Annotated in this window: 13 protein-coding genes and 1 tRNA gene; 3 read left to right on the top strand and 11 right to left on the bottom strand. The window is 41.0% G+C overall.

Annotated features, from left to right (window positions below; all coding sequences use genetic code 11):
* Window positions 1-48: 48 nt before the first annotated feature.
* Window positions 49-819, bottom strand: coding sequence for a 16S rRNA (guanine(1516)-N(2))-methyltransferase RsmJ (gene rsmJ, locus PSE83_RS19005; RefSeq protein ID WP_094962881.1), 771 nt, complete (start codon window positions 817-819; stop codon window positions 49-51).
* Complete coding sequence (gene prlC, locus PSE83_RS19000; RefSeq protein ID WP_004263141.1) at window positions 812-2,854, bottom strand: oligopeptidase A; 2,043 nt, start codon at window positions 2,852-2,854, stop codon at window positions 812-814. Before prlC ends, rsmJ begins: the two co-directional genes overlap by 8 nt.
* A gap of 309 nt (window positions 2,855-3,163) precedes the next feature.
* Here prlC and PSE83_RS18995 point away from each other — a divergent pair.
* Together PSE83_RS18995 and PSE83_RS18990 are read left to right on the top strand one after the other, a co-directional pair.
* Window positions 3,164-3,258 (top strand) — tRNA-Sec (locus PSE83_RS18995).
* A gap of 209 nt (window positions 3,259-3,467) precedes the next feature.
* A complete protein-coding gene (locus PSE83_RS18990) occupies window positions 3,468-4,673 on the top strand; it encodes a tyrosine-type recombinase/integrase (RefSeq protein ID WP_172766713.1) in 1,206 nt (401 codons plus the stop codon).
* A gap of 199 nt (window positions 4,674-4,872) precedes the next feature.
* Here the strand turns inward: PSE83_RS18990 and PSE83_RS18985 are convergent, their stop codons facing one another.
* Genes PSE83_RS18985 through PSE83_RS18970 form a run of 5 tightly spaced genes read right to left on the bottom strand, consistent with a single transcriptional unit; the run spans window position 4,873 to window position 10,540 of the window.
* Complete coding sequence (locus PSE83_RS18985; protein WP_172766714.1) at window positions 4,873-5,715, bottom strand: hypothetical protein; 843 nt, start codon at window positions 5,713-5,715, stop codon at window positions 4,873-4,875.
* Window positions 5,712-7,358: an AAA family ATPase gene (locus tag PSE83_RS18980; protein WP_272661030.1), complete on the bottom strand. Its 1,647-nt coding sequence runs from the start codon at window positions 7,356-7,358 to the stop codon at window positions 5,712-5,714. Before PSE83_RS18980 ends, PSE83_RS18985 begins: the two co-directional genes overlap by 4 nt.
* A gap of 9 nt (window positions 7,359-7,367) precedes the next feature.
* Window positions 7,368-9,005, bottom strand: a complete 1,638-nt coding sequence (locus tag PSE83_RS18975; RefSeq protein WP_172766716.1) for a restriction endonuclease subunit S — start codon at window positions 9,003-9,005, stop codon at window positions 7,368-7,370.
* On the bottom strand, window positions 9,002-9,247 hold the full coding sequence (locus PSE83_RS20385) for a hypothetical protein (RefSeq protein WP_336298224.1): 246 nt from the start codon (window positions 9,245-9,247) through the stop codon (window positions 9,002-9,004). The genes PSE83_RS18975 and PSE83_RS20385 overlap by 4 nt, the downstream gene beginning before the upstream one ends.
* A 21-nt stretch (window positions 9,248-9,268) precedes the next feature.
* Window positions 9,269-10,540, bottom strand: coding sequence for a class I SAM-dependent DNA methyltransferase (locus PSE83_RS18970; RefSeq protein WP_336298223.1), 1,272 nt, complete (start codon window positions 10,538-10,540; stop codon window positions 9,269-9,271).
* A gap of 578 nt (window positions 10,541-11,118) precedes the next feature.
* On the opposite strand from PSE83_RS18970, the gene PSE83_RS20440 reads away from it, so the two are divergent.
* Window positions 11,119-11,199, top strand: coding sequence for a hypothetical protein (locus PSE83_RS20440; protein WP_336431864.1), 81 nt, complete (start codon window positions 11,119-11,121; stop codon window positions 11,197-11,199).
* Window positions 11,200-11,241: 42 nt separating this feature from the next.
* Here the strand turns inward: PSE83_RS20440 and PSE83_RS18965 are convergent, their stop codons facing one another.
* From PSE83_RS18965 to PSE83_RS18950, 4 genes are all read right to left on the bottom strand, one after another.
* On the bottom strand, window positions 11,242-11,691 hold the full coding sequence (locus PSE83_RS18965; protein WP_272661029.1) for a hypothetical protein: 450 nt from the start codon (window positions 11,689-11,691) through the stop codon (window positions 11,242-11,244).
* A complete protein-coding gene (locus tag PSE83_RS18960; RefSeq protein WP_272661028.1) occupies window positions 11,691-12,554 on the bottom strand; it encodes a hypothetical protein in 864 nt (287 codons plus the stop codon). Before PSE83_RS18960 ends, PSE83_RS18965 begins: the two co-directional genes overlap by 1 nt.
* Window positions 12,555-12,656: 102 nt before the next feature.
* On the bottom strand, window positions 12,657-13,034 hold the full coding sequence (locus PSE83_RS18955; RefSeq protein ID WP_272661027.1) for a contact-dependent growth inhibition system immunity protein: 378 nt from the start codon (window positions 13,032-13,034) through the stop codon (window positions 12,657-12,659).
* The coding region (locus tag PSE83_RS18950; protein WP_272661026.1) for a VENN motif pre-toxin domain-containing protein at window positions 13,031-13,736 on the bottom strand (706 nt) is incomplete at its 5' end. The genes PSE83_RS18950 and PSE83_RS18955, both read right to left, overlap by 4 nt.

Raw genomic sequence — 13,736 nt, 5'->3', positions numbered from 1 at the left:
GTATCATACTGATAAATTCACCTGTACATACGCCCTTCGCCGTTACGTTTATTCGCTATTTTTAATGCATGGATAGATATCAAACCGATGGTTTTTAGTGGTAACTGCTGATGGCGCTTTTTGTCCCGCAAGGGGCTCCGCGTAGTCAGGGCGCTTAACAACCACTCTACGTTTAGCCAAAGCAATCGCAGGGGCTAATAATGAATCTGCATCATCATCTGCTCCCACTAATGACTGAAATACTCGCATTTCTTTCTTCACTAAAGCACTTTTTTGCCGATGAGGGTACATCGGATCAAGATAGATAACATCAGGGGCATGGGTTATCTCACTCAGTGCTGTAATACTGGATGCATGAATCAATGACATTCGCTCTTGTAACCATGGGCCAATTTCTGCATCTTGGTAGCCTCGTTGTAAACCATCATCCAATAGAGCAGCAACCACAGGGTGGCGCTCCAACATACGGACATGGCAACCGAGAGCGGCTAGAACAAAGGCATCACGCCCTAGGCCAGCAGTGGCATCAATGACATCGGGAAGATAATCTTTTTTGATCCCGACGGCTTTGGCAACAGCTTCACCGCGACCTCCACCAAATTTGCGACGATGGGCCATCGCCCCAGAGACGAAATCAACAAAAATCCCACCTAATTTAGGCTCATCTAGTTTGCGCAGTTGTAAGTTTTCAGGCGTAAGTACAACCGCCATAATGGCATCAGGGGTATGAGAAAGTTGCCATTTTTCAGAAAGTTGAGAAAGAGTGCCGGGATCGGCACCCTCTTCGCAGATCAATTGGATCTCAATACGATTAGCCATGAATACCATAGCTCTTCAACATGGCATCTAATTCTGGTTTGCGACCACGGAAGCGTTCAAACAGCGCCATTGGCTCTTCTGAGCCACCACGACTTAAGATATTGTCGAGGAAAGACTGACCTGTTTGACGGTTAAAGATGCCTTCTTCACTGAAACGTGAGTATGCATCTGCCGCAAGCACATCTGCCCATAAGTAGCTGTAATAGCCAGCTGCATAGCCACCTGCGAAAATATGGCTAAAAGCATGTGGAAAGCGCGACCATTTTGGTGAAGGAACCACAGCGACTTTATCTTTAATCGCATATAGCGTTGGCATGACTTGCGCACCTTTGGCTGGGTCATACTCAGCATGTAAGGTGAAATCAAACAGGCCAAACTCTAACTGGCGTAGAACAAACATAGCTGATTGGTAGTTCTTCGCCGCTAACATACTATTGAGCATTTCTGTTGGTAATGGCTCGCCTGTCTCATAATGGCCGGAAATAAATTCGAGGGCTTCAGGCTCCCAGCACCAGTTTTCCATAAACTGACTTGGTAACTCGACAGCATCCCATGGTACACCGTTAATCCCTGCGACATCTGCAACATCAATTTGCGTTAACATATGATGTAAGCCGTGACCAAATTCGTGGAATAAGGTAGTGACTTCATTATGAGTAAACAGTGCGGGTTTATCGCCAAGTGGTTTATTGAAGTTACAGGTTAAATAGGCTACAGGATTTTGTAATGAGCCGTCTTTATGCACCATACGGCCAACACAATCGTCCATCCAAGCTCCACCGCGTTTATGTTCGCGAGCATAGAGGTCTAGGTAGAAGCTGCCGCGTAAGGTATTGGTTTCATCATAGAGTTCAAAGAAACGCACATCTTTATGCCATGTTTCTACATCATTGCGTTCTTTGGCAGTTAAACCATAAATGCGATGAACAACTTCGAACAAGCCATTCAGGACGCGTTGTTCAGGGAAATATGGGCGCAATTGTTCATCATTTAATGAGAATTTATGCTGTTTTTGTTTTTCGCTGTAATAGGCTAAATCCCAAGATTCAAGCGTATCGACACCATAATGTTCTTTAGCAAAAGCCGTCAGTTCAGCCAGTTCATTTTCCCCTTGCTGATGAGCACGGTCAGCTAAATCATTGAGGAAATTCAGCACTTGTTCTGGCGATTCGGCCATTTTGGTCGCTAGGGATTTTTCTGCGTAGTTTTTAAAACCTAATAATTGCGCTAGCTCGTGGCGTAAAGCCATCAGTTCATCGATTAATTCGCTGTTATCCCATTTACCCGCATTTGGGCCTTGGTCAGACGCACGGGTGCTATATGCATGGCTCATCTCACGACGTAATTCTGCGTTATCAGCATAGGTCATAACAGGTAAATAGCTTGGCATATCGAGAGTGAGTAAGTAGCCTTCTTCACCTTTTGATTCAGCCATGGCTTTTGCTGCAGCAATAGCGCTTTCTGGCATACCCGCTAATTCTTTTTCATCTTTAATCAGTTTGGTCCAACCCATAGTTGCATCAAGCACGTTATTGCTAAATTTAGACGCTATCTCCGACAAACGTGCCACAATTTCACCATAACGTTGCTGTTTTTCAGCAGGTAAGCCAATGCCGGATAACTCAAAATCGCGTAAGGTATTTTCGATAGACTTACGTTGAGCTTGGCTAAGGGAATTAAATTCAGCCCCTTCTTTTAATGATTTATATGCTTGATACAAAGGCTCATGCTGCCCCATCCAGGTACTGAATTCAGACAGTAATGGTAAACATTTTTCATACTCTTCGCGCAGTTCTGGGCTGTTTTTCACGGAGTGTAAATGACTCACTGGCGACCAAACACGAGACAGCTTATCACTGGCTTCTTCTAAAGGTTGGCACAGGTTGTCCCAAGTGTATTGATCTGTTGCACTCAACAGGTTTTCTACTGTTTGGCGATATTCATTGAGTACGTGTTGGACCGCGGGAAAAATATCCGCAGGCTCTATAGTAGAAAAACGGGGTAGTGCGGAATCGGCTAATAATGAATTTGTCATAAAACATCCTGTGATTGCAGGCTTGTGCTCGTAGGCCAAGGCTTACTGTGTTGACAATAAAAGTTAAATGGCGAACTTATACCCAAATAGGATAAATGTTATGGGTGATAGAACCAGCACGCCATTGCGAATATAAGAAAGTATATGGGGGCAGATGTACAAACCTCAATATCAATCTAACGTTTTTTCTTATTAACGCTTATCAATAAATGGGGTTTTTGTTGGTTTTTATCAATAAAGGCAATAGTTGTAGTTTCAATGCTTTGGAAAATAATGAATTCAGTCTATAATCACTTTCCAATCTATAGAGGAAGATCGTCGTCTCCGGTGAGGCGGCTGGATTTCAAATCCAGTTGGGGCTGCCAGCAGTCCCGGGCAGGTTCGACTCCTGTGATCTTCCGCCACTCAAGTTCAATGCACCTCCACTGAAGTCAATTAAATCCTTTAAATTCAATATATAAAAGCAATTTATAGTCAACTCAGTTCAACTGGAGTTACTCCACATCAACCCCCAGTTGGGGGTGTTAATCGGGGGTGCATTTAGGTATGGTATATCTTGCACCCCCAAATTCTCATTTTCTTTGTAACAGATAGGGCTTACGGAGGTTTTGTTATGGCTCTGAGTGATATAAAAATTAAAACGGCAAAGCCGCTAGATAAGCCCTACAAACTTTCTGATTCAGGTGGGTTATATCTGATCGTTAATCGCAATGGTTCTAAATATTGGAGAATGAAGTATCGCTTTGCAGGCAAAGAAAAAATGCTTTCCATTGGTGTCTACCCTCAAGTGACATTAGCTGAAGCAAGAAACCAACGTGATGATGCGAAGAAATTGTTAGCTCAAAATAAAGATCCAAGTGAACAAAAGCAATTAGCGCGATTAGAAAAGCACTTAGCTTCAGAAAGTACCTTTGAAGCAGTCGCTCGTGAATGGCATGCCTCTAAAGCGGATCGCTGGTCACTACGTTATCGTGATGAAATTATTGATACCTTTGAAAAGGATATCTTTTCTTATATTGGTAAGCGTCCGATAGCAGAGATTAAGCCCTTAGAACTACTTGAAACCTTGCGTAAGATGGAGAAGCGCGGAGCCTTAGAGAAGATGCGTAAAGTCCGCCAGCGCTGCGGTGAGGTCTTTCGCTATGCAATTATTACCGGTCGAGCGGAATATAACCCCGCCCCCGATCTTGCATCTGCATTAACTCCTCCGAAGAAACAACACTTTCCGTTTTTAACTGCTGAAGAGCTGCCTTATTTTCTAAAAGATTTAGCAGGTTATACGGGCAGTGTGATAACCAAAACAGCGACTAAAATTATTTTGCTAACAGCGGTTAGAACACAAGAGCTCCGTTTTGCTCGTTGGCAGGATCTTGATTTAGAAAAAGGAATTTGGGAGATACCTGCTGAAGTAATGAAAATGAAGCGACCGCATGTAGTGCCATTATCAAAGCAGGTGATCGAGCTGTTTAATTCACTCAAGCCACTATCAGGGCATTATGAGCTCGTTTTTATAGGCCGTAATGACCATAGAAAGCCAATCAGTAAGGAAAGCGTAAATCAGGTTATTGAGTTATTGGGATATAAAGGCAGGCTAACAGGACATGGCTTCCGCCACACGATGAGCACAATTCTGCATGAGAAAGGATTTAATTCAGCATGGATTGAAACCCAGCTCGCGCATATCGATAAGAACGCGATCCGTGGTACGTATAACCATGCTCAGTATATGGATGGACGCAGGGAAATGATGCAGTGGTATGCGGATTATATAGATGAGTTGGAGGGGAGTTTGGGGAATGTGGTGAGTGTGAATTTTTAGTGATATTTGGCCATGTTTACGCCTAAGTGGCTATTATTCATGTCACCATAAATTTTCTAAATCAGATACTTTCTATATAAATAATTACGGAATGGGCTTCTCTCTTCTAGGCACTTTTACTACTACGCTTCCTGATATGTCACTATTATTACAGTTTCTATATCAGTTAGGGCTCTAAATGCTCAGCTCAGAAAGATACTCAAACCGTATCCAAACTTCGGTCAATTAAGTAATCCTCTGCACCAAGTTTTATAAGCTGTGATCTCACTGCACGGCTGAATGGTGCATCGGCTCGTGTTTTAGTTTTGAGTTGTTCTATTTGGCGTTCGATTGTTCTCATTGGTGCTTCATCACCCAATGGATCTAAGTCTTCAACACTTTGCTGGATAGTTTCGAGAAGTTCTTTTGCTTCTTTCATCACTTGAAATCGTGCTTCACGCATTTTCTCAAAATTAAGACCATAAATAATACCAGACTGCTGAATTCTTAATGCGGCTTGTCCAACACAGTGTCTGCTCGAAGTAAATCTACCGTTATCGTCATAATCTATATAGGTGAGATCTGCTTGGACAGTGGGGTCTAGCAGAGTTACTCTTTCATCATCGATACAACGATTCCCCCAGTTTGCTTTAGGGCTACCATCTAATAGAGGAAACCAACTGCCTTTGCCAACGGTGTAACCAGATTCATCCGTGTTCAAACGGTTACAATTCTGAGCGGAAAGTCTGAAATTTTTCCAATCAAATGCTAACCATGTATAACCTTCTGTATCGACTAAATTTTCTGTTCTTCTTGCCTCTGATTTAGGCCTGAAATGATCTACATCGAAATTTGCACCTGCATCTTTAGCTTCAGAGTACCAGCACTTTCCATAAGACATTTTAGCAAGATATTTTGAAAAGCCTCTCCATATATGAGACTTTTTTTTGAGGAAGTCTTTCCGCTGTTCCACGGGTAATTGTTCTAGAGCATTTTGCGCGCGTTGAGCAACGTCAAATACCTTTGCTGGAATAAGCGTGGCGTCTCGTTTGATAAAAATCATTCGCTAACCTTCTTAGCTTGAAGCACCTCAATTACTTTTTTCATAGCTGCTCGTCTCTGAGCTGCTTTATCAGGCGTTAATGGTGGTCTATCACTGTATTTTAGGTCTTGCCATGCTAAGAGAAAATCACTGTATAATGGATCCCTGTTTTCAAATGAAAACCCAAGTCTATTTAACTCATCATTTAGAAGATCTAGTTGGTTGTTCTGAGCTTTCGTTCGATTTTCGATGTGAGATAGTTCGTTCCGATCATCCAATAATTTTTGGGTCTCGAGATCCAGGGTTGTATTTAGACCAAAAACTTCAGTAAGTGTAGACATAAAGCCTGCACCACGAGGATCTATGTAAGGCTCTTGCGAGTGGACATTATGTTCATCATCACGCCACATGACTTGTACTTGCTGTTTCTTCAGCTCGGCAATAGCTAAAGGATGGTGTGTGACCATCAGCAAGTGACTAGTATCGTGATTAGGTACAAATTCACGTAGAAATTTAAGATATTTAATGGCCCAAGAGGGATTAAGGTGAGTGTCAGGTTCGTCGAGCAAAAACAAGGAATCTTTACCGCCAGTAAATTTGAGCAGACCCAATACAGTCAGTAGTTGTTGTTCACCTTCACTGAGTTCTCGGAAAGTGAGAGGTTCTATGCTGCTGGATACTTTCACCCGTATGCTGACTTCAGAGATAATTTCTGATAGTAGGGTACTTTCGAGCATTTTAAACAATTCGTCGGCACTGAGAGCTTTGGCGAATTCACGCAGTGCTTTTACATCAGGTAAAAATAGATGGAAGAACTCATTTCGAATACTATTGCCGGTTAACGAGGTATCTTCTGGGCGACTCACTTTTATCGGTGATAATGTGTGTTGTATCAGTTCATCCAGAAAGCGACGAACAACGCCGCGTGCTCCCCAAAACAATTCTCCTTTCTGTTTAGCCCACCCAGGTTGGCGCATTACAAAATGAATACTGTCTAATCCTTCAATACCTAAGTGCTCTCGCAAAAATATTTTTTCTGCGCTGTCATGTTCTGATAAGAAAAAGGCAAGTAATACGAATTGGCTGTGGTGAGGTTTAGCGTAGAATAATGGCCGAATATCACCTTTTAGATCCAATTTATCTTCTAGTAACTTACGATAGAAATCCGTACGGTGTTTTTTAAAATGGTCTTCAAGACGATCACTGGGACCTGAGTAATATGCAAAAACATAATTAGGTAGGTATGGTGCTTTACCGCTTTTATCACGCTTAACTTTTGAAAACGGAATGGCTATACCTGAAGGCCGTTCATTAAACACATCCCTTGGTGTGTCTTCACTTAAAAGATCGCGCACACATACTTTATATTGTTTTGCCAATGTGCCACGCTCTGGATCGGCATCAATGGTTATTTCCAGCCATCGCTCACTGAGCTGATTGGGCTTATGGCGTTCACCAAGTCGATAAATCAGCTCGTAAGAAAAAGGTGGTGCTTCGCCCAGATCAAGATTGCGAAATATAGTTACCAAAGCTTCAAGAACGTTTGATTTACCAGAACCATTACGGCCTACCACCACTGTCATCAGGTGACTTTCATCAAAATCCACTTTCACGTTTTCAAGATTTTTAAAGCGTGAGCGAATATGCAATCTATCGACTTTCATGGGCTGTCCTTAATTCTCCGCTTTATTTACTGGTGGCTTAGCCAAGTCGAACCAATCTTGGCTGTCGTCACCACGTTCAAGCTTTATGATAGACTTTTCGATTATAAGAGCATTACGAACATCTAAAAAGAACAATTCCAGTTGATCGGTGCTACTGTCGCTTGGGTAGCCCGCAGCCTCTAACAATTGCTGTCCGCTAAGAGGCTTACCGGCTTTTTTCAACGCATCAACTACTTTGATTATTTTTTTGCTCATACGGCTACCTGTATTTTTTTTTACGGTGGTAAATTTTGTCTTAGGCTGCTGTTTGATAGTCTCTCGTTCTGAGTTAATTTTTCTCAATAGGGCTTCGGCGCTATTATCACCAGTTAGTAACTCTGGATTGGCAGTCCTCCAGTCTGCAGTCAACTCTCCGCTAAAGGCTTTGGACATAATGGATGGAGTGAGGTTCTTTACTCGATCTAATGCGATATTGGCTTTTTGTTTGATGATATCTGAAAACGCGAAGAGCTCTTCGATACGGCGGACGATTTCGCTTTGTTCTATCATTGTTGGAACTCTGATTGCATATGCTTTTAGTTTTTGAGCGTTGATATTTGACTGACTTACGCCGTCAGATTTGACTCGATAATAATATTCCTTTGCAGCCGGACTATTTAATAGGTAATTCAAAAACTCAGGGTTTAAATTTTCTTTGCATTTAATTCTGATTAAATAGCCAGCATATATAGCTTCCCTTTCACCTCGAAAAATTGAGGTTTTACCAACTAACTCTGGGCTATTTGTACGATTGAAAAGTACATCACCAGCTGAAAGCTTATACTTTTCAATCTCTTTTGGGTCAGAAGTATATGCCAAGTTTGTCCAATCGAGACAACCATCTTGTAAATTACCCATCCTTAAAACGGGTACGAGGCCTTCGGGTTGAGACTTAGTTGATGAGCCATAAGTCGGATTTTCAACAAAATCACCGAGGATCCCATTTTGCCACATGTCAATATTTTGTTTATATAATCCTCTCCAATCTTCTGTTAATTTTCCACTTACGGCGGTAGTGAGGACTAATTGGCGAAATGTTTTTAGGATTTCGGGGATGCGCTCGAGGCGGGCTTTGATGGCGTCAACTTGTGCAATCAGTATGTCGAGTTTGTCAGCAATGATTTTTTGTTCTGCTAAAGGAGGAAGTACGAAGGGTAACCTTTTTGCAATAGCGCCTGAAATTTCCTTAAAGGTTGTACCTGTGCCCATGCTTTCAGCGATATCTTTGATACTCTTAAGGTAGTGGTAGGCATAATCTGAATTAACTCCATAGGGAAAAACGAAATTCTTAAACCCTTGATTGGTTGAGATCTCATGTTGTGCGATAGCTACATATCCAATCGGTGCTCGGCTACTAAACAACAAGCTCCCTTTAGGTAATATTTTTGCAGAACACGAGTTATACCCTTGTCTACTTAGATCTCTAGCACCAAAACTAATATATTTTTCAGTGTAACCGCTAAGATCCGCGGGTGTTAGCCAAGCAATCCCTGTACCGGATTCTTTAAAGTTTTCCGGATTACTAGTCTTTGGGGTCCCTCCTGAAATAACATCTGCGATATCTCCAATTCTTAACTCTATCCAATTGCATGTATTAGTTGAAGTCACTTAATTACCCCTTCCAACACAGCTAATAGTTCGTCCAGTTCACACAACGCGGCTTCTAATTCACTTTTTGCTTCGCGTGCCAGTACATCTGGCTCAGGCAAATCAGTCGTATCGATGCTGTTATTGTCTTTCAGCCACGAGATATTCAGTGAGTCGCCTTTGGTGTTTGCAATCCATTCTCGGCTAAAGCAGCGCCAGCGAGAATGGGCAAGCTGTTCATCAATATCCTGATTTTCTTCCACTGCCTCTTTATCTATTTCAATCTATTGCGCACCAAAGCTGTATTCACCTTCAGTACGTTTACTGGTTCCATCAGGTTTTTCACCAAACACTTTCTCGAATGCGCCAAGGTGCGGATCTGTACCAAAATCTTCTGGTGAAAAGCCAATCTCGGAATTACCAAAGGGCGTGCGCTTACCAAAATTAGGCATATTGGTGCGAAGATCATATACCCAGATGTTCTTAGTACAGTTCTCTTGCTGATGTTTGTCTTTGGTGGAGCCTTTGGTTAAGAATAATACGTTAGTTTTAACACCCGGAGCGTAAAAGATACCGGAAGGTAGGCGCAAAATAGTATGTAGATTACATTTATTCATTAAGTCACGGCGTACATCCGTACCGATACCAGACTCAAACAATACGTTATCTGGCAACACTACAGCAGCCCGACCGCCAGCCTTAAGCCCCAAATAAATATGCTGCAAGAAAGCGAGTTGCTTATTTGTATTGGGGTATGGAATATCATTACGCAAAGGACGTTGCCCTCCAGCCTTATTGCCAAAAGGAGGGTTAGCCAAGATTACATCCGCTTCGTCCAATCCTGTTACATCATCAGTAAGCGCATCACCATAAATAATGTTTGCATCCAAATTATGCAAAAAGATATTCATTAAGCAAATTCGGCGAGTATTTTTCTCTATTTCTACCCCTTGATACTGAGGAGGATTAACTTGATATTTTTCTCGTGAATACTTGGTGCGAATATAGCTATCAGCAGAAACTAAGAATCCACCACTTCCTGTCGCGGGGTCTTGAATTAAATCTCCAAGATTAGGCTGTATTAATCTCACTATTGTGTTAACTAAAGAGCGTGGCGTAAAGTATTGTCCAGCCGCCGAACGAGTATCCTGAGCGCTTTTATCAATGAGGCCGCTGTAGAGGTCACCAAATCCATCTTTTCCTACTTGGTGCCATTCTATTTTTGAAATACCTTCTACAACAGCTTTTAAATTTTCGGAATGGGAGAACACTGTTGTAGGAAAGGCGTAAATTTCTCTTATGACTTCATTTTCAACATGCGCACCCAAGTGTGTGAGCATTTCCTGGTAAAAACCTAATAATCCTTCCTCTGTATGAGATTCTAGATCAACCCATCGATAGCCTTTAGGTATCAGTTTTTCTGAACCATTTTCCTGAGCGATTTTAAGAAACAACAGATAGCTAAGTTCAGATACATACTGGTAATAGGTGATTCCATCACCTCTCAATATGTTACATAAACTCCAAATTTTTTGAATAATTGTCTCTTGCTTCATTTTTCGTTAACTCAGGTTTAAATATGTTCTAATATTGGTAATTTTACGCCAAACACACTATAAAAAGATACTCATTAAACAGACTATTGCCGCTTTCTGGGTTGCTGTCTCATTTTAGGGGAAGTGGACACCATAGTCGTAACTGGAGTCCCAATAGTGCTTGGGCGAACTAACCACCAAGCCACTTTCCCTGCTTGAGACAATGAGTCATTCTCAACAGTTAAACCTCATAAGCTCGAGAGAAATTTTCAAATGATTCAGTTAGATGATAAAAATCTGCATTAGGATCATTTTTTACTTCTTGGTATCTAGCTATTAGCTTGTCAATGAGCCTATCTGGTATTGGGTGTGATGCAGGATCACCGCACCATCAAGCTGAGTGTGCTCTTTGACATTGACATCAAAGCCGCCTTTTGCTTTTCGACGATTGGCATTAGTGCGCAGTTGTAAGGCAAAAAGCTAGACAACTAAAGAAGAAGGGGGGGTAAAACCAGACAATATACAGTGGGTTACGCCCCTAACCACGGTAAACCCAACCCCAGCTACAACTCACTTTAAGCGATAAGTGGCTGAAAGAGATGGGATTTGAGGTGGGGAGTCACTACAACCTCTCCCACCAAGCCGGACAGTTGATTATCCAGCTGGTTGAGAACGAGTAAGATATTTAAGGACGATCCCAGCAGATAACTGGGATCGTCTCATTAATTAATAGAGTAAAGATCTTGAATGTAACGCTCAACAAATAGTTTTAATTCAGAAGATGGATAAGGCTCTTTAGGTTGGATTAAATAAGCATCATCATAAATTACTCTTGAATTCAATGAGCTAGATATTATATACAAAATTAAAACTGAAAACTTTAAGTTGCTCTCACCTCTTGTGGAGACACTTACCATGTATGGGTACTCTATATCATCTATATCACGTAGATTTTCTTCAATAAAGTTAAAACTTATCCAACAAAAATAATCATATTGGTGGTCGTGTATATAGATAAACTTATCAAGTAAATTTAGTCCTTTTTTAGCTGATATACCTATAGTTAATTGTTTTGTAGACAAAGAAAAGTCATTAAACCCATCGACGATACTATTGAGGATATCTTCAAATTGAGGAAGCTTTTTAATTGGAAATAAAATTTCGTTAGACATTATTTTCCTCCATTGGTACTAATTGAGCCACTTGTAACATTAAGCCAGCCATCTTGGGTTTTAATGTAAATATTATTTACCGTGCCTTCTTTTGTGATATTGCTAACTGGAGAGCCAGATTTAAAGTGGTCAATCATTTCTTTCATGCTTACACCTGTTTTAGATGCATCCACATATAGATCCCCTTGATAGCCAGCTTTTTGCATATCTTTGGCACCACTCACAATATTGCGCCTAACAGCGTTGATGCTCTGCCCTTCTACTAATTTTAATTGGACCGGAACACCATCTAGCCATCCATCTATTCCTTGGAAATTTTCTTTTTCAACTCCTTTAAAATTACCGCCCTTATATTTAACAATATCTAATGCTTGCTGGTATTCATGAGGTTCTAATGCATTCTGTATGACTATCCCTTGTTTTCCATTAGGTAATTTAAGGATATCTTTACCTGAGTTTATTACTGTTGACTCCGCACTCGTCAACTGATTCAAGTTAATCTTACCAGCCTTGGCTTCTGACTGTATTACTTGTTTAACTGTCGAGACTTCTTGTGCTGTTTTACCAATAATCAATGCACCGCCGGCACCAGTTCCTCCCGGTGTTACTACCTCTGCTGTAAATATACCCACTTCATTTAAGCATATTACAGGTGCTGCTTGACAGCCTGTTAAAGCAGCTCGAACAGTTGCTATCATTTCTGGTGCTATAACTAATGAGTAGCCAGCTGCAACGACGCCCATCGATGCTCCAGACACAACTAAATTACCATTATTAATGCCTTTAGTTATGTCTGCTTTACAGCTCGCATCACAATCTGGGATATCAGCAAATAAGAACCCAAGGTTTCCACCAAGTGCCATTGAGTTATTCTCAACAATAGGAAACCACTTTACCCTCACTCGCCAAGCCGGACAGTTGATTATCCGGTTGGCTGAGGAGTAAAATTATTTAAGCATTAATGGTTAATAGCCCATTATTTTTAGAACATCTTGCTGTAAATCTTTTGATAGCTCAGAAATATCTAATGACGTTAAAATTTTTTTAATTTCTTTAATAATTTCTATGTGTTGAGCAATATCTGTAGATGAGAGTGATGCGATAGCTGCTATTAATTCACCGTCATAGTACTCACCAGCAAGTGGAGCGCTTTTTAATATATTGCGTGCATTAGGCAAAATTGTTTCTAAAAATAATTTTTGCCTAATTGCTCGACAGATATCTTCAGTTGATAGATTAGATATTGGTATATCAAGAACTCGATAAAACCAATCATCTAAAGGTGATGTATGCTTTTCACTTTTATCTATTGAATTTGCAAGTAGTTTTCTAAACGTAATCATATACCATAGCCCTTAATAGATGACTCTATCTTATCTATTGCCTGTATAGCTCTATTATATGCGGCTTGAGCTTCAGGATTATTAATATTTTTCAGAGTCTCAGCGTTATTACGCAGCCCTCTAAGTGTATTATTCATTTCTTGCATATGATCCCAATATCCACCATTTGGTTTAGCTACTGGATTTCCATCCATATCTTTAAGCGTTCCCATAATGTCATGGTCTTTCATCGCTTTTTCTATTGCATTATCAATTTTACGGACAGCACTTTCTTGCTTCTGATTAAGTTTTTGTACTTGCGTATTTTTTTGAGGTTCTTTTGACTTATTTTCATCGTCTGGCTCAAAACCATTCGATGCACCGCTTACACTGCCACCAAGTGATTCTTTCTCTTCCGACGTTAAATTTTTTCCGACATTAGGATCTTTACCTGCCTGATCGATATCATTTGAGCAACTCATCCCAAAAGAACAATCAAATATTCCACCGAGTCCATCACCAATGCTACTTAAACCATCTTCAACGCCTTTAGCAATATTCTTATCGGCTTCAGCTTTGACATCATTAGTTGTGCCGCCTACGGCTGGCGGTACAACAGGTGCAGGAATAACAAAGTTATTATCTACTGCATTCTTCGCTGCTTGCGAGCCAGTAATCGCACCCGCCACATCGCCGGTAGTAAGACCACCCGCTAATCCTGAA

This window comes from Providencia sp. PROV150 (assembly GCF_028481025.1).
Lineage (GTDB): Bacteria > Pseudomonadota > Gammaproteobacteria > Enterobacterales > Enterobacteriaceae > Providencia > Providencia hangzhouensis.
This window is presented reverse-complemented; position numbering and strand designations above follow the sequence as displayed.